The sequence below is a fragment of the Enterococcus sp. AMC1251 genome, assembly GCF_058216535.1.
The window spans coordinates 1,637,100-1,655,890 of record NZ_CM177098.1 but is presented as its reverse complement, the minus strand read 5'-3'; the positions used below and the strand labels follow the sequence as shown (position 1 = coordinate 1,655,890).

The window sequence follows — 18,791 nt, the reverse complement described above, 5'->3', positions numbered from 1 at the left end:
CTAATGCCAATTAGAAAAAGAAATTAATTTCTTTCTCTAATTGGCATTAGCTGTTTGTGTCTCCTATTCAAAAGAACATTATTTTAACCACTTAATAAACTGTTCGTTCATTTTTACTATATCGGCATAGAACATGTTTCCACCATTACTATACAAAAATCCACCGTTGTAGACCAATGCTTGTGGTCGATAATAACGATAAGTTTTTTGATTGTCATTTCCCAATAGTGGTGACAAAATCTCCTTGGAATACTCTTCTGCTAGGCGAATCGAATTTTTCCCGCCACGTTCTTTCACGAACTGAATATAATCTAACCCAAAGTTATACGCTTGGACAGCCGTCCAAATGTCACAGCCCGCATCATTAGTTTGGGTAATTGATTGTGCTAAAAATGCGACCCCAGTATCAATACTTTCTTTAGTAGTTCCAATCATTTGCCGCTTACCGTACGCACTTTCACTACTTTGCATCAAGTCTTCAGTACGCCCTTTTGATTCAGTATAAATAATTGCTAAAACTAGATTTTTGTATTCTGGAATATTGTTTTCTTTTACTGCCTGTTCTACTTCAGCTTCATACGTCATTACTTGCTGAACATTTTGGCGGATCTTAAACCCAAAATAACCTAAACCGATAATCAGTAATAAAAATAACAATAGTATTATTCTTTTTGTAAATTTCATCAATTTGCCCATCTTATCATCCAAACTTTTTGTGAGTAGATTTCATCATACTTTATTATCAAAAAAAAATCTAAAAAAAAGACAATTCTTTATTATTCTTTAATACAAATTTGAACTTATCTTTACCCATTTCAGTTTGAAATCTAACTAAAAACAGATATACTATGTAAGATAGGTGGTAACGATATGAAAAAACAAAAAAAAGTGCTATTAACTTCGGATAATAGTTTGATTTATTATGAAATGTCTGGGAAAGGTTTTCCTTTATTCCTTCTTCATGGAAATGGTGGAAGCGGTAAATATTTCGAGAAACAAGTGCCCGAGTTTAGTCGTTACTTTACTGTCCTTACAGTTGATAGCCGAGGACATGCCCGTTCAACAAATCAAAGTAACTCACTCACTTTTGATCAGATGGCTGACGACCTTTATTGGATCATGCAACAAGAACATATTACGCAAGCAAATATCGTCGGCTTTAGCGACGGGGCTAATCTAGCAATGGTTTTTACAAAAAAATATCCTAAAATGGTTCATCGCTTAGTGCTAAACGCTGGAAATACAATGGTTAAAGGAATCATGTTGCCTATAAGGCTTATTACAGCGATAGAATATGTTTTTTTTATGTTCTTTGGTTTGTTTAATAAAAAAGCGAAAAAACAAAAGCTCCTTGTTCGTTTAATGACCCATGATATTGGGGTTTCAAAAAAAGACTTACAGAACCTATCCGCTAAAACTTTAGTCATCGTTGGTAAATATGATATCATCAAACGATCGCATTCAATGCATTTAGCAAAAGAAATCCCAAATGCTTCATTTGTTTTGATTCCAAACCAAGGACATTCATTCGCAAAAAAAGAGCCCAAAACATTCAATCGAGAAATTTTAACATTCTTACAAGAAAAGTAGGTGCTATTAAATGAAAAAAATGCTTCAATGGATTAAAGATCATGTCGGTTATTTTAAAGCTATTTTTATTTTTTCAGTTGTAATCATTGTTTTTCGGGAATTACTTTCTATTGGCAAAACAATTTCGATTGAGCAACTTGGGGCTATTTTTAAAGATCTTACTATCTGGAAAATTGCTCTGATGTTTCTGATTGGTTTAATTGCTGTCTTTCCAATGGTTGGATATGATGTGATTCTAAACAGAATATTAAAACAAAAACCAAAAAAATCTTTTCTCATAGAAAGCAGTTGGATGATCAATACGATTAATAACATTGCTGGATTTGGCGGTTTGGTTAGTATTGGATTGCGCTCAGAATTTTATGGAAAAGAAAAAGATGGCAAAATGGTTGTTCGAGCTCTTTCGAAAATCCTGATTTTTCTAATGTCTGGTCTTTCTATTTACAGTTTAATCTCCTTTTTTCTAGTTATGTTTGGTCATACCAGTGATTACTTACAACAATATTGGATTTGGCTGATTGGCGGTGGATTGTATTTCCCTATCGTTTTGGTTGTTAGCTTGATTAGAAAAGATGAATATATCGGTAATATTGATAATAAAACACGTGCTAGTCTTATTTTAACTTCTTTCTTAGAATGGACAGGGGTTTTAGTGAGTTTTTTACTAATCGGAATGCTGATGGGGGTTAAAATAAATCCTATAGAAGTCATTCCTCTTTTCATAGCAGCTTCAGTGATTGGGATTGTCTCTATGATTCCAGGTGAATTGGGTAGTTTCGATATCATGATGATCCTTGGTTTATCCGCTTTGGGCATCAATCGAGAATTTGTGGTTGCTTGGATATTACTTTATCGTTTATTCTATTATATTATTCCATTCATTATTGGTGTAATTTTCTTTGTAAGTAATTTAAGTCAGAGTTTAAATAAACGTTATTCCGGTATTCCGAGAGAACTGTCAACAGAGCTAGCGCATAAAATAGTTGTTTTTCTCTTGTACTTTTCTGGTATTATGATCGTTCTTTCCGCAACAATTCCAGAAGCATTTCACGAATTTAAATGGCTCAAACAATTAAACCCGCTTTCGTTTCACATTATCACGCAACTTCCTGCTATTTTATTAGGCTTTTCATTGCTGATTATGGGCCGAGGAATTGCGGCTAGAGTAAAACGTGCCTATCTACCAACGATTGGCTTAATACTGATAACGTTAGTTTATACATTTATTAAAGATTTCAGCTTGGGAATCCTTGGCTTTCTTAGTCTTCTTCTGATAATAATTGTTTTCTCAAAGAGGGAACTATTTAGAGAACAGTTAGTGTATTCTTGGGAAATGATCACCATTGATGGGATTATTTTTCTAGCTCTAACTATTCTATATATAGTAATTGGCGTATATAATTTGCCGACATTTCCACATCATAAACGACATTTTATCTCGTTCTTTTTCTTTCCATCAGAAAAAATTTGGCTTTCTGGTTTTATCGGAATCTTATTAGTAACATTATTTAGCTATGTATTTATCCGTTATCTGGAAGGTAAACGGCATACTATGGGAACTGCTTTAGATGAAGAACGTGCCCTTACCCTTTTAAATACTTATGGTGGAAATACGGATAGTCAGCTGATTTTTCTTAAAGATAAAGATATGTATGTCTATACGGATCAAAAAGGTGAAGATACAGTGTTGTTGCAGTTTAAAACATTGAATAATAAGTGTATCGTCATGGGCGATCCTTCTGGGAAAAAAGAAGATTTTTCAGTTGCTATGGAACAATTTATTAATGAAGCAGATCGCTGGGGTTATCTTCCAGTTTTCTATGAAGCGTCTGAAGAAATTGTGATGTTCTTGCATGAATTTGGCTATGATTTTATTAAGATGGGCGAAGAAGCGCATGTAGACTTGCCGAATTTCACATTATCTGGGAAAAAAATGAAAAGTGAACGGGCGGTCATGAATCGTTTTACAAAAGAAAATTACCAATTTGAAGTACTACTGCCACCTTTTTCAACAAATTTGATGCAGGAGTTAAAACAAATTTCTGATGAATGGTTAGGTACTCGTAAAGAAAAAGGCTTTTCATTAGGGTTCTTTTCTGAGAATTACTTGCAACGAGGAAAAATTGCCGTTGCTAAAAATCAAGATGATCAAATCGTTGCTTTCGCAAACATCATGCCAACCTACACTAAAGAAGAAGGTACGATCGATTTAATGAGATATAGCAAAGAAGCCCCGTCTGGTGTGATGGATTATCTTTTTATTTCATTATTTAACTACATGAACGATGAAGGCCTTACTTATTTTAATCTAGGTATGGCACCATTATCGAATGTTGGGACATCTAAAAAAAGTTTTATTCAAGAACGAATTGCTTATCTGGTTTATGAATTTGGTTCACGTTTTTATTCCTTTCAAGGACTACGGGATTATAAAGAGAAATATGCAGCTAAGTGGGTCTCTAGATATACATTGTACTCCAGAGATAGTTTTATCGCTTATGTGATGATCGCCTTATTGATAATTGATAATGCGCCAATCGAAAAACAAGAGAAAATACATGGCGTTCGTCGAATTCTTAGAAATAGATATCAACGATAATCGGAGAATAACTTATTCAAAAAAGCTTTCGCTTTTCTCGCTAATTATTCCATTTGAGAGTATGATACAAAACTGTTTTTTCAGTTTTGTATCATACTCTCTTTCTTTAGATAGTTACTTCAAATGTTTCATTCAAACAAGCTGTTCCAGAAATGCTAATGCAGGTTGCTCCCTCAGTATTTTTTTTACCATGAACCATAACAATCCCTTCACTTTGGACATGTTGTCCTTGAGAAACACTAATTTCAATGCTTTCTTGATTGACATAAGTATGAGTTAATAAGTAAGCACCCATTACTCCCGAAGCTGTTCCAGTAACAGAGTCTTCTATCGTTCCAGAAAACGGTGAGGAGAAATGCCTAGCTGTAAAAAGACCAGCTCGTTCACTAAGTATTGCAAATGGATGAACCGAAGCTCGTGGCATTTCCTTTAAAATATCTGGAAAAGCATTTGAATCAGGTTTCATTTTATCCAAAACGGTGCTATTGATTGTTGGCACGAGCACTGTCCACGAACCTGTATTGCCATATTGGATTGGTAAATCGGGATGCAAATCGTGTAGTTTAATTCCTAAACTCCGACAAAGAGCTTCCTTGTCTTCTTTAAAAGTAATAAATTGGGGTTCCGCTTGTTTCATTGTTATTCTTTGTTTTTTTTCTTCATAAGTGATTGGCAAAACGCCTGCACCTGTTTCAATTTCTAGCTGACTATCTCCTTTTCCATTAAACAAAGCGAAAATAGCTCCAATTGTTGCATGTCCGCAAAGTGGGGTTTCATGACCAGGTGTAAAATACCTTAACTTAACTTTAGCGTTGTTACTTTTACAAACAAAAACAGTTTCATTAAAACCAACTTTTTCAGCGATTTCTTGCATTTCCTCCGTAGTATACTTGTCTCCATCTAATACGACACCTGCAGGATTTCCTTGTCCAGGAATTTGTGTAAATGCATCAACCCTTAAAATAATGCATCTCATTTTTTCTACCTCCTTCTGTTTGATTAAATAGTATACCATAGGTAGAAGAACTATATCATAATAAATGGCAAAAAGAATACAGCTCCGAGAAATAAGCCGAAATTCACAAAGATTTGAAGAATATTTTTCATGAATCCCTTCTTACTTCTCGGAGCTTAAAAACTTTTACCTCGAATTCCTGGTCAATCTTATGAAAGTTTTTTATTTTTCTATTCCAGTAATAATACCTGATCCAAATGTCAGTCCTTGTTCCACCACAATAGGATGAATCAATTCAACTTGGATCGTTACATTCTCTCCTTGCATAACCATTTCAATACGATCTGGTAATTCTACTACTCCAGTTACATCCATTGTCCGGAAATCGTAAGCAAATAAAAAAGAAGGTCAGATTTATACCTGCCCTTCTCCGTATTATTGTTACTTTAAAGAGTTACATTTTATACAACTGATCCATCTTATGCTCAACAACTTCGCCACAAGTATTCGTAAATTCTGCTGATAATCGTCGAAGCTCTATTGCATCATCTAATGTCAGTTCTTTGGTTTGAAACTTTTGAATTAGTCCCAATAATCGTTCAGTATTTTCGTTCATACTATCTTCACCCTTTTTCTCCATCGATTACTTGCTCATACACTCTTTCGTCATAAACAGTTAAGATGAATTTTTCTTTATAAGGCTTAGTTTTTTCCTTTATTGATTCTATCAAATGAGATTCACAATCAATGTAAAGAATGATTGCTTCAAATCGATCTTTGGTCTCTTTTAAAAAACGTGTTAAATCGTCAAGTGTATTGTGTTTTGTTATTGTTTCGTAAGCAGGCAGTTGCTTTGCTCGAATAAAATTATGAGGAATTTCTCCAGAATACCCAACAATTGCGATTTTCTTTCCTGTATGATTTCTTTTTACTAATTCCCAAATTTTTTCAACTTTTCTCGGATTGTTCCCTTTAACAATAATCATTTAAAAACTGCTCCTTCATCTTTATCATATTTATCTAATATGACACAAAGAAACCGTATGATCATCAACTGGCACTTCTTTGTGTCCAGTCTTATTCATGCAAGATAATCTCCTCCTCGTATAAATTAAATGCATAATGGATTCATTCAGTAGATTAAGGATAAAAAAATTTAACTGAATTGCTTTTTCAGACTCTTTCAATCCTTAACATTTTAGTTTTTAGGAGTTGAATCGATCGAAAAAAGCGCAGTGCTAACCCACATAGCTAGATAACATATAACTAGTATACTTTAACCATATCATAGAAAAAAAATAAAGCAAGAAAAGAAAAAAAAGCTATCCAAGATTATTCTCAGATAGCTTCTAATTGCTTATTTTACTATTACTTTACCAATAGAATCATTAGCAGAAACTGCTTGATTTGCTTTTGTTAAGTCATAGTTTGCAACAACATCTTGATTTGTAAAGACAACGATTAAGTCAGATTTTTTACCAGCAGTTTCTAGCGCTGCTAGATCAATTGTTGCAACTTTATCACCTTTTTTCAGTACCTGACCTTCTTCAATGTGTAAAGTGAAAGGTGCACCCTTTAGTTCAACTGTATCTAAGCCCATGTGTAGCAATACTTCAATACCAGAATCAGTTTGGATTCCTAATGCATGTTTTGTTGGGAAGATACTTGTGATCTTACCTGCAACAGGAGTAGATACTTCACCATCTGTTGGGAGAACTGCAAATCCGTCGCCCATCATTTTTGCTGAGAACACATCATCTTGTACTTCAGAAATTGGAATAACTTTTCCATTTGCAACAGCATATAATTCAGTTTCTTTAACAGTTGCTTTTGGTACTTCCGTTTGCACTTCATTTTTTTTTGCTGGTTCAGTTGAAACTGAAGATACACCACCATTACGGATTTTATTCATTTCATCCGCTACAAATTGAACTTCTGTTCCAACGATTACTTGAATATTTGTATCATCAATGACTTTCACACCTGGAACGCCAGTTGCTTTGATTTTTGCTTGATCTACTTTTCCAGTATCGCTAACCGTTAAACGCAAACGAGTTGTACAGTTGTCAATAGACGTAACGTTTGTATCTCCACCAAGTCCTTGATAGATTTTGCTAGCTAAAACTGCAAATTTATTGTCACCAGTTGTATCGATATCTGGTGTTTCTTCCCCTTCTCCCTCTTCACGGCCTGGCGTCATCAAGTTGAATTTTTTGATTGCAAAATCAAAGACGAAGAAGTAAAGAACAGCCATGACTAACCCTTGAACAATCAACATATATGGTTGGTTAGCGATTGGATTACGTAAACTTAAAACAAAATCGACTAAACCAGCACTGAAAGCAAAACCTGCTGTCCAGTGGAAGAATGCAGAAATAAATAATGAAATTCCGGTCAAAATAGCATGTAAAACATATAGTGGCCATGCAACAAACATGAATGAGAATTCCAATGGTTCAGTGATACCAGTAAAGAATGAAGCAAACGCTGCTGCTATCATTAATGAAGCCGTTGCTTTTTTCTTTTCAGGACGAGCATTCCGATAAATTGCATAAGCCCCTGCAGGTAACCCAAACATCATCATTGGGAAGAAACCAGCTTGATACATACCAGTGACCCCTTTTTCACCAGTACCAGATAAGAAGTTTCCAATATCGTTGATACCAGCTACGTCAAACCAGAATACTGAGTTTAAAGCGTGATGTAAACCCGTTGGAATCAATAAACGATTAAAGAAGCCGTAAAGTCCTGCTCCAACAGCACCTAATTTAGAAATAGATTCCCCGAAAGTAACTAAGCCAGAGAACACTACTGGCCATACGAAAAACAATACACCAGACGCTACTAACATTGCTAAAGCAGTCATAATTGGAACTAGTCGTTTGCCACTAAAGAAGGATAAGGCCATTGGTAATTTTACCTGACTAAATCGATTATACATTGCTGCGGCAATTAATCCTGATAAAATCCCAATAAAAGCATTGCCAATTTTAGCAAAAGAAGGATCTACTTGTTCAATTGGAATACCTTTCATTGCTCCAACTGTTGCAGTTGAAAGAAGCGTTGTTACTACTAAGAAAGCAACCAAACCACTGAGTGCTGCTGCACCATCTTTATCTTTTGACATACCTAGAGCTAAACCTACCGCAAATAAAACTGGCAGATTGTCGATAATTGCGCCACCTGCTTTAACTAAAAAAACAGATAGAAAATTTGGATCACCTAAACCTGTCATTACGTTGGGATCAATCCAGTACCCAATACCCATTAAAATCGCTGCAGCAGGTAATACCGCTACAGGAAGCATCAACGAACGTCCCATTCTTTGCATATATGCTTTCATTTGTGTCTCTCCCCTTGCTTTTTATTTGATCATCTTCAGCCGTTCAATATGAATAGCCAGATAACCTAATTCTTCATTTGGTACTTGGTAGTGAAAATTTCTCATTAACAAAACTTGAACTTTTTTCGATATTTCGTAACTTTCTGCGTATTTTTTACGCACAATATCTAAAATTTCATCGTCTAAAACGGCATACTGACTTTGCTGAAAACGGTGAATAAACAAGCGTAGATGATTGACTAATCGTGAATAGCTTAAACTCATCTTTTCATCATGAATATTGATTCCTAATTCTTGCTCGATTAAATGAATAATTTCTGAAACAATTGTGACTTCACGAATACTTTTACTATTATCCGTACGTCCACTGCGAGCACTATGAATATGGATTGCGATATAGCCTGCTTCATCATAACTAAATGGGATACCCAAAGTTTGCGTCAAATAATCCACTGCCCATTGCGCGATTGAAAACTCTTCACTGTATAAAATTTCGATTTCATTCAACAGCTTATTTCTCACAATAATATTGTTTTGGATATTTTCTGCCGCAAATGCAATGTGATCACTCAATCCAATATTAATGTGTTCATTCAATTTTTCACCTAGAATTGTTTCAGCATGTGAAATAATTTCTTCAGTTACAAAAAAATATTTTTCATCGATTTGTGATAATAACACTTGGAGCTTTTTCAAGCCTTCTGGTTCCATTACAAACATTCGTTCCACTTGTTGTGGGAATAACAAATCGTTTTTCTTTTTATTAAATCCCACGCCCTTGCCAACTGCCACTTTTTCCTGCCCATCTTCAACGACAAGTACAGCATTTTGATTAAGCACCTTTTTGATTTTCATAAACATTCCTCTTCTGCAGAAGTAGATTGTCCGTTTCCAGCTGTAAAACAACAAAAAAAGCATAGAACAATCCCGTCAAAATATGAGTATATCATATTTTTTAGAAATTCTTCCATGCCTAGTATTATCTAGTCACATGAAAACGCTATTTGATTTTGTTAACAGGGATAGTTTACAAAGATATAGACCATTTGTCAATCATTTTGCTTTATTTTTTTTTACTAAATAAAAACACCCACGCTTCGTGTTCTAATGATACAAAATAAGAGCGTTCTTTCAACAAGAACACTCATTCATACTTGAATTTTACTCTTTCTCAGCTGGTTCAGCATACTCATCTTCTTCATCAAAGTCATCATCCACATCATCTTCATCGATGATTGTAAGATCTTCTTCAATTCCAGGCAACTCTTCTTCTTCATCATCTGAATCTGCTCCAATTTCTTGAAGATCTGAGTTGTATGCTTTGATCTCTTCATCGTCATCATCGTCATCATCATAAAGAATATCGTCATCAGCGTCATCTGTTAATTCAGCATCTTCTGGATCATCATCATTATAGTCGATCACATCTTCATCGTTAGCACCACTAATAAAGGCATTAACTTTTTTACGTTTTCTACGTCGAGGTTTATCTTCTTCATCTTCATCCAAGCCATGTGTTACTTCTTCGTTGATAGAATCAAGTGGATACCATGAGCGCAAGCCCCAACGATTATCTCCTAGAGATATAAAACTGCCATCAATATTTAAGTCAGTATAAAATTGTGCTAAAGAGTCACGAATTTCGCTGTCAGATTTTCCAAGATAATTTTGAATTTGGTTTACTAAGTCAGAGAAGTCCATCACATCTTCACGTTGTTCTAAAATTGCGTGCGCAACTTCGATCATGGATAATTCATCTTTGTTCAACCCGTCAAATACATTAATTTCCAAACGGTACACGTCCTTTCACAGTCTACTCCTTATCATACAAAAACATCAAGAAAAAATCAATTGATTATTGCATAATTACGCAGTAAATTCTAATTCTAAATGATATTCCCCAATTTTTTCCGTTTGAGAATACAAATCATAATCGATCAAAATACTTCCAGCGACAGGCTGATCCTTAAGACTGAACCGTAAATTACGTGTAAATGTCGTAATTTGGAATAAACCATAAGGTGTTTTATAGCTCGTCTCTAAACGCTCTTGATAGGCAAATTTCAGACGCATTCTGAGCCCACCAGCACGAATCAACTGAATTTTCCCATCTGGTTCAACTTTGATTGTTACCGGAACAGCTTCTCCTTCTTCTTGCTCTTCTTTATAGCGAATATATAAAGTATCGCCTATTTTCACGATTTGACCTTCCAAATCAAAATAAAAATTTTTCTTCTCCCCAGCTTGATCTACTACTGTTTTCAATTGAATAGATACTGGTGTTCCTTGAGATAAATCCATTGAAAGCACTCTCCTTAATTTAAAAGCATAGCAGGGCTCCGCCCAGTCTCAACTGAAAAATAGACTGCTACGTTCTTTGTCACATGCTATTTTGATCTTTTCGACGAAAGACTAGCCCGCAAAGCTAGATAACACAAAAGTTTAATATAATCGCCAATTTTCAAACCAATGCTTCCGCAATCATTTGATCAACAACTAAAACAGTGCAACTTTTACCAAGCACTAGCGGTTTGATGCTCTCTGCTTTTTCCTCGCCACAACCAATAACCATTACTTCCGGTATGTTTGCTAAATCTTCTACTTTGACGCCTATCATCCGTTTGCTTATTTCATTGTTTACTGTTTGGCCATTTTTGTCAAATAAGGACGCTACTGCATCTCCTTTGACTCCTGTTTCTTTGATGATTTGCACTTCTTTCTTTTCTATATATCCAAGGCGTTTCCAAGTGGAACTTTTATTCGGGTTTCCTACACCGATAATCGCAAAATCAACATTTTTTGCTTGCTTCATTGCTTTTCCTACTAATTGTGATTCATTTAAAACATTTGCTAATCCTATAGTCTCTGCTAGTGCAGGAGCATAAAAATATTGGCAACGACTGTTGAGTTTTTCAGCCAATCGAAAAACTAAATGATTTGTATCAAAATAAAGGTGCTCACTAGAAACACCACCGACTAAGGGGCAAACATTAATCGATGGAAAAGACTGATATGGCATCTCATCAATCATATCAGCTAACGTCGTTCCCCATGATAATCCAACATTCATACTAGGTTTTAAATGTTCTTCAAAATAAAATGAGGCTGCTCGACTAACTTCTTTTTTTACTATCTCAGCTTGCTTTTGTTTATTCGTTGGTATGACGATTACGTCATTAAGTTGGTACTTATTCTCTAAACGCAAGCCTAGCTCAACAGCATAAGCAGATTCATCTTTGATCAAAATCGAAACAACTCCTGAATCCCTGGCTTTTTGCAAAGTTTTCGAAACTACAGGTCGAGAAATAGCCATTTTTTTTGCAATCACAGCCTGGGTCAGTCCTTGTTCATAATACATCGTAACAATTTTTAACATTTTTCTACGATCTTCGCTGATCTTCATAGCTAAACCTCATTCTCTGCCATTATATATTTCACAGCTTTAACCAAAGAGGCTACTTGAGGAATTGCATATGCTTCTAATGTTTTTTGTGCTGGCATCGGAATAAATTCTCCACCTAAGCGCATTATTGGTGCCTTTAAATCCATCGAAAATTTGGACTCTGCAATAACCGAGGTGATTTCTGCACTAAATCCACTACTTTTAACTGCTTCTGTTGCAACAATCACTCGTTTTGTTTTTTCAACAGATATCAAAATAGTTTCCAGATCTAGTGGAACCAAGGTTCTTGGATCAATGACTTCAACAGAAATACCGTTTTCTTCCGCAATTTCTGCTGCTTCCAAAGCTTTATTTACCATGATTCCTGTAGCAATAATCGTAACATCAGAACCGATTCGTTTAATATCTGCGACACCGATTGGTAGTGTATATGGTTCAACTGGCACATTTCCGATCGTTTTATACAATAGCTTATGCTCATAAAACATGACTGGATTATTATCTTTGATCGCTGCGTGGAGTAACCCTTTAGCATCATATGCATTAGTCGGCTGAATTACTTTTAAACCAGGGATATGAGCCATCCAGTTTTCCAAACTCTGCGAATGCTGTGCAGCTGCTCCAGTACCCGATCCTGCAGCTGTTCTCATTACTAGAGGAACCTTAGCTTTTCCACTATACATATAATGAATTTTCGCCGCTTGATTAACTAACTGATCCATCGCAACAGTGATAAAATCTGAAAATTGCAATTCCATCACCGGACGCATGCCTGTCATGGCAGACCCTACTGCAACACCAGCGATTGCACTTTCTGAAATAGGTGTATCGCGCACACGCTGTTTTCCATATTTTTCCTGAAGTCCTTGAGTAGCCCCAAAACCGCCACCGTATACGCCAATATCTTCTCCTAGGAGAAAAACACGGTTATCTTGAGCCAACGCCTCGTCCAATGCTTCATTAATTGCTTGTAAATAAGTAATTGTTCTCATAATTCCCCTTCCGCATACACATGCGTCCATAAATCGTCAATGGTTGGTTCACTGTCAAGTTTTGCAGAGGCAACTAACTCAGCTAGTTCTTCTCGGATTCCTCTTTCCAACTGTCGAATTTGTTTTTCTTCTACTTTCGTATCTTGAATTAATTTTTTTTCAAGACGTATAATTGGATCGTTATTTTCTTGCCAATTACGACACTCATTTTGCGAACGATATATTAGCTTATCCGATTTTGAATGTCCTTTGTGACGATAAGTCAGTGCTTCAATCAAAGTCGGACCACCACCGCTTCTAGCCTTAACTACAGCTTTTGAAACAGTTTCTGATACTGTTGATAGATCATTGCCATCGATCGTTATACCTTCAATACCATAGCTTTTGCTTCGATCTGAAAGCTTCTCAATATTGACCATCTGCTCAATAGAACTGCTCATTCCATACTGGTTATTTTCAATAAAATAAATAACGGGTAATTGCCAAATAGAAGCCAAATTCAGAGCTTCATGAAAACTTCCTTCATTGGTGGCCCCATCTCCAGCGTAGCATAATACAACTTGATCTGTCTCATGCATCTGCGCACTTAAAGCAGCACCAGCTGCAATTGGAAACCCTGCCCCAACAATCCCATTTGATCCTAAATTTCCAACTGCCATATCAGCAATATGCATGCTGCCGCCTTTGCCTTCATTAGTTCCCGTCTTCTTTCCTAACATTTCGGCAAACATACTTCCGATATCTGTTCCTTTCGCAATACAATGACCATGATTTCTGTGTGTTGAAACAATCCAGTCGCTTTGCTTTAAAATACCAGCTCCACCAACTGCTGTGGCCTCCTGTCCAGTACAAAGATGCATCGTACCATGCAATTCTCCAGCATCAAAAAGCTCTTGAATCATTTCTTCAAAAATACGAATTTCCCACATTTTTTTCAGAGCTTCTAGTTCATCAATTTCTGTAATCTGTTGGGCTTTATTGGCTTTAGCATTCATCTTTCCACCTCTTTTTTACATTTGTTTCCCTTATAATCATATGTAAACATTTTATAGTTTTCTTTGATCGATAGCAAGATTTTTTATTTATTTCTCTGATTTTAAAAAAAATTATCTATTTTTCTTGTTATTTCTACACAGATAAGCATGATTTCTCGCTCAAATCGTTTATAATAGAAAGTGGAGGTGGAAACAAATGTTATTTCATGATGAAGAAGCAATGTTATTTTGTATGCATTGTCAACAAGAAACACTCCATGATATTCAATATATGAACGAGATCATTTCCAGTATCGAATGTATGGAGTGTCATAATCAAATGAGTATCGATATCGATGCAATGAATCAATTTTATCATTATCTTTATGAGCGCTTAGTATCTAAGCCTGGTCGTTTAACTGAAGAAGCCAGACAAGACTTCAGTAAATTTTTAGCTACTATGCCAATGAGGATTATCAGTAAACCAATGCGTTTTACGAATGAATATAATCAAATGAATAAAGAAGTGAAGGACTACGTTTCCCGCGTAAAACAGGATGAAGAGTCCGATGATTAATTTTAACCAGCTCTTTACAACCGACACAGTCTTTTTATATGACCAAAATTGTTTAACTAAAAAAGACTACTTTCTGCCATTTGCTTTAACTGATACTTTGACAACTTTCTCTGGGATTAATCAGCAACCAATTATTCACTTTTGGCAACTCGACCAAACAATGATTCTTGGTATGAAAGATACACGAGTGACTGATTTAAGTAACGGTCTAGACTCTTTACAACAAGATGGCTATAATGTTGTTATCCGTAACGCTGGAGGTCTCGGCGTAATTGCTGATACTGGTATTTTAAACGTTTCATTGATTTTGCCAAATTTAGATAATAAAAAAATCAGTATTGATGACGCTTATACGCATATGTGGAACTGGATTAAGTATGCATTTGAAGATTCTACGCACATTATTAGAGCTTTTGAAATTACTGAATCTTATTGTCCAGGCACCTTCGATTTAAGTATCAATGGTAAGAAATTTGCTGGAATCGCTCAACGTCGCGTGAAAAATGGAACTGCAGTCATGGTTTACTTGAGTGTTAATGGAAATCAGCAAAAACGCGGCGAATCGGTTCGTCGTTTTTATCAAACTAGTTTACAAGAAAATTTCGGGAAAAATGGTTATCCTCCTGTTAATCCAACTGTCATGGCAAATTTAGATGATCTTCTTCAAAAAGAAATGACAGTGAATGAAGTGAAAAAACGATTAATTAACGTATTATTAGATAACACACCAATTACAATTGATCGGAAAACAGTACCTAAATTATTAACTTCAGCGTGGTTTACAACTGAAACGAATAAGCAGATAGAAAAAATGCACCAAAGAAACCAATTGTTAGATGAATATTGTTCAGAGTGAGAAAGTCTTAAATAAAATAAAGGGGCAACCGACCATTAATTGAAAGGAGTGAATCAATGTCAATCTCTTATAAATACCAAATTTTACCAATCGAGAAAGTCTTTAGAGATCCTGTCCACAATTATATCCATGTACAGCATCAAGTGATTTTAGATTTGATTAATTCAGCAGAAGTACAACGATTGCGGCGAATCAAACAATTAGGAACTTCTTCTTTCACCTTTCACGGTGCAGAACATAGCCGTTTTGCTCATTCGTTAGGAGTTTATGAAATAACACGTCGTATTTGCGATATTTTTCAACGCAATTATTCAGCAGAACATTTTGGTGAAGAAGGCTGGGATGATAACGAACGTTTAGTCACTCTTTGCGCTGCTTTACTTCATGATGTTGGCCACGGTCCGTATTCTCATACGTTTGAGCATATTTTTAATACAGATCACGAAGCAATTACAGTAGATATTATTACCTCCCCTGAAACAGAAGTTTTTCAGATATTAAATCGAGTTTCAGCAGATTTTCCTAATAAAGTAGCAAGCGTTATCACTAAAAAATATCCAAATCCTCAAGTTGTTCAGATGATTTCTAGTCAAATTGACGCTGATCGGATGGATTATTTATTACGAGATGCTTATTTTACTGGAACAGAATATGGTACTTTTGATTTAACAAGAATTTTACGTGTGATTCGTCCCTATAAAGATGGGTTAGCTTTTGCTATGAACGGAATGCATGCGGTAGAGGATTACGTCGTGAGTCGCTATCAAATGTATGTTCAGGTCTATTTCCATCCTGTTTCTCGTGGCATGGAAGTCATTTTAGATCATTTACTTAACCGGGCGAAAGAATTATATGAACAACAACCTGAGGACTATCAAGTACATTCTCAGCTTCTGGTCCCTTTCTTCAAAGGAAATTTCTCATTACAGGAATACTTGAAATTAGACGATGGCGTTTTAAACACATATTTTACCCAATGGACTTCTTTACCTGACCCGATTCTTAACGATCTAGCCAATCGCTTTTTAATACGCAGACCTCTTAAATCTGCAACATTTTCTGGCGATCGAGATTCTGTGATCATTCGTCATCTGGACGCGTTGATTGAAAAAGTCGGTTATAACCCAAAATATTATACTGCCATCAATTCAAGTTATGACTTGCCTTATGATTTTTATCGCCCAGAAAAAAATAGTCACCGAACTCAAATTGAAATTATGCAAAAAGATGGAACCTTGATTGAGTTATCTAAAATCAGCCACCTCGTTGCTGCACTTGCAGGACAAACTCAAATCGATGAACGGTTTTATTTCCCGAAAGAAATGGTTGACCCAAAAAGGCAACAGCATTATGATTTATTTGATGACACCTATCGTGAATTTGCTTCTTATATTCACAATGGCGCATTAGTTGAAAGACAGAATTGAAAAATATTTTTTCAGGAGGATATTATGACAGTCAAATTAGTCGCAATTGATATTGATGGAACCTTACTTGATTCTAACAGAAAGATCAGCCCGAGAGTGAAAGAAACTTTGCAAAAAGCTAACGAAAGTGGTATGTATATTGTTTTGTGTACTGGACGACCTTTGCCAGGCGTCAAAGAACAATTAGCTGAATTAGAGTTATACGGCGATAATGACTACGTGATTACTTATAATGGTTCTTTAGTACAGGCAACAAAATCGAATGAAATCATCTCACAGTATTCATTAAGCCATGATGACTTTTTGGAAATCGAATCAATGGCACGCAAAGTTGGCGTTCATTTACACACGATCGACGATCAAGCCATTTACACAGCTAACCGAGATATTGGTAAATACTCCGTACATGAAGCTTTTTTAGTAGATATGCCGCTTAAATATCGGACAGTTGAAGAGATGACACCTGATCTATCAATTATCAAAATGATGATGATTGACGAGCCAGAAATTCTGGACAAAGCCATTAGCAAACTTCCAGAAGAGTTTACCAGTAAATATACAACTGTTAAAAGCACCGATTTTTATTATGAGATTTTGAATAAGGAAGCTAGTAAAGGTAATGCATTAGCTAAACTTGCCAAACATTTAGGGATTTCTCAAGTTGAAACAATGGCTATCGGAGATAATGAAAATGATTTATCGATGATCGAATACGCTGGTATTGGCGTTGCTATGGGAAATGCAACTGATAGTGTCAAACAAGCTGCTGACATTCTAACCACAAGTAACGATGAAGATGGTGTAGCAGAAGTTTTACTGAAATATATATAATTTTTTTACTTATGGAGCGAGGTTGAGACAAAACTGATTTTTAGTTTTGTCTCAACCTCTCTTTTTTATCATGTAATTTGAATTGCTTGAGCTTATTCTCACTGATTAGATTCCCATTTGCGGACTGCCCATTTATGACTCCCACGTTTCAACAATTCGATTCCTTCATCAATAGACACCCAGCAAATTTTATTTGTTTTTTCTAAAGGTTCACAGATCTGTGTCCAGCTATTAGCAACAAAAAAATACCCTGGATTGTAATAATCTGTACTCCGATGTCTTGAATGGAAATATTCATCTGCTTGTCCAAGGTACTCACCAATAACTACTTCAACACCAAGTTCTTCGATCATTTCCCGATGAATAGCAACTTCTTTTGTTTCTCCTTGCTCAATTTCTCCGCCTGGTAAAAAATAAGCTCCATTCGGTGCTTGAACTAATACTATTTCTGTCTCTGTCTCATTATTTCTTGATACAATAATATAAGCACCCAGTCTTTTTTTATAGTCCAATATTTCCGATTTTTCACCGAATGACGGTGTTTTCATAAAAACAACTCCTTTTCTTTTGACCTAATTTTACATGAGAATTTTCTCATGAACAAGTAATATCATATCATTTTACTCACAATTCTATTAAAGTCTATGCTACTATGAAAATATCAGCAGTTTGTTTCATTCAATCTGCGATACTATCAACTTTTGAAAGGAAGATGAATTATATGAAAATGGCTCACACTTGTGTTCGTGTCAAAGATTTGGAAGCATCGCTAGAATTTTATCAAAAGGCATTCAATTTTGAAGAAAGTCGCCGTCGTGATTTCCCAGAACATAAATTTACTTTAGTTTATCTAACATTACCTGGTGATGGTTATGAATTAGAGTTAACGTATAATTACGATCATAATGCGTACAATTTAGGAGACGGTTATGGTCATATCGCTATCAGCGTAGACGAAATCGAAAAATTGCACACCGAACAAAAAAATGCTGGTTTCAACGTTACTGATATGAAAGGTCTGCCTGGAACACCTCCATCGTATTATTTTATTACTGATCCAGATGGGTATAAAATAGAAGTTATTCGTGCCCGTTAATACTAAAAAGACAGTTAATCACTTTTTAGGTTTTGCCTAAATTGCGACTAGCTGTTTCTTTTTCACTATTTTTCTTTATTATTTTTAGATTTATGTTTAGTTAAAAACTATTTTTAACCCTTATTTCATAAAAAAGTGATACACTATT

The 18,791-nt window shown here is 35.4% G+C and carries 19 protein-coding genes and 1 pseudogene; 7 read left to right on the top strand and 13 right to left on the bottom strand.

Annotated elements, in window-relative coordinates; genetic code table 11:
- Positions 1-78: 78 nt before the first annotated feature.
- Positions 79-696, bottom strand: coding sequence for a lysozyme family protein (locus tag AC4BBR_RS07750; RefSeq protein WP_490461961.1), 618 nt, complete (start codon positions 694-696; stop codon positions 79-81).
- Between the two features lie 174 nt (positions 697-870).
- Here AC4BBR_RS07750 and AC4BBR_RS07745 point away from each other — a divergent pair, with 174 nt between their 5' ends.
- Positions 871-1,590, top strand: a complete 720-nt coding sequence (locus tag AC4BBR_RS07745) for an alpha/beta fold hydrolase (RefSeq protein ID WP_490461960.1) — start codon at positions 871-873, stop codon at positions 1,588-1,590.
- Positions 1,591-1,600: 10 nt separating this feature from the next.
- A complete protein-coding gene (mprF, locus tag AC4BBR_RS07740; RefSeq protein WP_490461959.1) occupies positions 1,601-4,189 on the top strand; it encodes a bifunctional lysylphosphatidylglycerol flippase/synthetase MprF in 2,589 nt (862 codons plus the stop codon).
- Positions 4,190-4,295: 106 nt separating this feature from the next.
- Here the strand turns inward: mprF and AC4BBR_RS07735 are convergent, their stop codons facing one another.
- The 11 genes and pseudogenes from AC4BBR_RS07735 to AC4BBR_RS07685 form a co-directional block, all read right to left on the bottom strand.
- Positions 4,296-5,165, bottom strand: coding sequence for a PhzF family phenazine biosynthesis isomerase (locus AC4BBR_RS07735; protein ID WP_490461958.1), 870 nt, complete (start codon positions 5,163-5,165; stop codon positions 4,296-4,298).
- 201 nt (positions 5,166-5,366) lie between these two features.
- Positions 5,367-5,528: pseudogene (locus AC4BBR_RS07730) on the bottom strand (EF-Tu C-terminal domain-related protein); the annotation flags it as partial.
- 70 nt (positions 5,529-5,598) lie between these two features.
- Positions 5,599-5,784 carry a hypothetical protein gene (locus AC4BBR_RS07725; protein ID WP_490461957.1) on the bottom strand — a complete coding sequence of 62 codons (186 nt, stop codon included), beginning with the start codon at positions 5,782-5,784 and terminating at the stop codon, positions 5,599-5,601.
- Positions 5,768-6,130, bottom strand: coding sequence for a hypothetical protein (locus AC4BBR_RS07720; RefSeq protein WP_490461956.1), 363 nt, complete (start codon positions 6,128-6,130; stop codon positions 5,768-5,770). Before AC4BBR_RS07720 ends, AC4BBR_RS07725 begins: the two co-directional genes overlap by 17 nt.
- 371 nt (positions 6,131-6,501) lie before the next feature.
- Positions 6,502-8,487: an N-acetylglucosamine-specific PTS transporter subunit IIBC gene (gene nagE, locus AC4BBR_RS07715; RefSeq protein WP_490461955.1), complete on the bottom strand. Its 1,986-nt coding sequence runs from the start codon at positions 8,485-8,487 to the stop codon at positions 6,502-6,504.
- 21 nt (positions 8,488-8,508) lie between these two features.
- The gene (locus AC4BBR_RS07710) at positions 8,509-9,342 is read right to left on the bottom strand and encodes a PRD domain-containing protein (RefSeq protein WP_490461954.1); all 834 of its coding nucleotides are present in this window, start codon (positions 9,340-9,342) and stop codon (positions 8,509-8,511) included.
- Between the two features lie 306 nt (positions 9,343-9,648).
- The gene (gene rpoE, locus AC4BBR_RS07705) at positions 9,649-10,278 is read right to left on the bottom strand and encodes a DNA-directed RNA polymerase subunit delta (protein WP_490461953.1); all 630 of its coding nucleotides are present in this window, start codon (positions 10,276-10,278) and stop codon (positions 9,649-9,651) included.
- Positions 10,279-10,353: 75 nt separating this feature from the next.
- Entirely contained in the window at positions 10,354-10,788 is a 435-nt protein-coding gene (locus tag AC4BBR_RS07700) for a YwiB family protein (RefSeq protein WP_490461952.1), read from the bottom strand.
- A 160-nt stretch (positions 10,789-10,948) separates the two neighbouring features.
- Positions 10,949-11,890 (bottom strand): sugar-binding transcriptional regulator, encoded by a 942-nt coding sequence (locus AC4BBR_RS07695; protein ID WP_490461951.1) that lies wholly within the window; start codon positions 11,888-11,890, stop codon positions 10,949-10,951.
- Positions 11,891-11,892: 2 nt separating this feature from the next.
- The gene (locus AC4BBR_RS07690; protein WP_490461950.1) at positions 11,893-12,882 is read right to left on the bottom strand and encodes an alpha-ketoacid dehydrogenase subunit beta; all 990 of its coding nucleotides are present in this window, start codon (positions 12,880-12,882) and stop codon (positions 11,893-11,895) included.
- Positions 12,879-13,877, bottom strand: coding sequence for a thiamine pyrophosphate-dependent dehydrogenase E1 component subunit alpha (locus AC4BBR_RS07685; protein ID WP_490461949.1), 999 nt, complete (start codon positions 13,875-13,877; stop codon positions 12,879-12,881). The genes AC4BBR_RS07690 and AC4BBR_RS07685 overlap by 4 nt, the downstream gene beginning before the upstream one ends.
- Before the next feature lie 196 nt (positions 13,878-14,073).
- Between AC4BBR_RS07685 and AC4BBR_RS07680 the strand changes: the two genes are divergently transcribed.
- From AC4BBR_RS07680 to yidA, 4 genes are read left to right on the top strand one after another with little or no spacing between them, the layout of a single operon-like run.
- On the top strand, positions 14,074-14,433 hold the full coding sequence (locus AC4BBR_RS07680) for a hypothetical protein (RefSeq protein WP_490461948.1): 360 nt from the start codon (positions 14,074-14,076) through the stop codon (positions 14,431-14,433).
- Positions 14,426-15,289 carry a lipoate--protein ligase family protein gene (locus AC4BBR_RS07675; RefSeq protein WP_490461947.1) on the top strand — a complete coding sequence of 288 codons (864 nt, stop codon included), beginning with the start codon at positions 14,426-14,428 and terminating at the stop codon, positions 15,287-15,289. The genes AC4BBR_RS07680 and AC4BBR_RS07675 overlap by 8 nt, the downstream gene beginning before the upstream one ends.
- Before the next feature lie 56 nt (positions 15,290-15,345).
- Entirely contained in the window at positions 15,346-16,716 is a 1,371-nt protein-coding gene (locus AC4BBR_RS07670; RefSeq protein WP_490461946.1) for an HD domain-containing protein, read from the top strand.
- Positions 16,717-16,740: 24 nt separating this feature from the next.
- Positions 16,741-17,547, top strand: a complete 807-nt coding sequence (gene yidA / locus AC4BBR_RS07665) for a sugar-phosphatase (protein ID WP_490461945.1) — start codon at positions 16,741-16,743, stop codon at positions 17,545-17,547.
- A 98-nt stretch (positions 17,548-17,645) separates the two neighbouring features.
- On the opposite strand, the gene AC4BBR_RS07660 is transcribed toward yidA, so the two are convergent.
- Positions 17,646-18,095: an NUDIX hydrolase gene (locus AC4BBR_RS07660; protein WP_490461944.1), complete on the bottom strand. Its 450-nt coding sequence runs from the start codon at positions 18,093-18,095 to the stop codon at positions 17,646-17,648.
- A 173-nt stretch (positions 18,096-18,268) separates the two neighbouring features.
- On the opposite strand from AC4BBR_RS07660, the gene gloA reads away from it, so the two are divergent.
- Positions 18,269-18,643 carry a lactoylglutathione lyase gene (gene gloA / locus AC4BBR_RS07655; protein ID WP_490461943.1) on the top strand — a complete coding sequence of 125 codons (375 nt, stop codon included), beginning with the start codon at positions 18,269-18,271 and terminating at the stop codon, positions 18,641-18,643.
- Positions 18,644-18,791 lie beyond the last annotated feature (148 nt).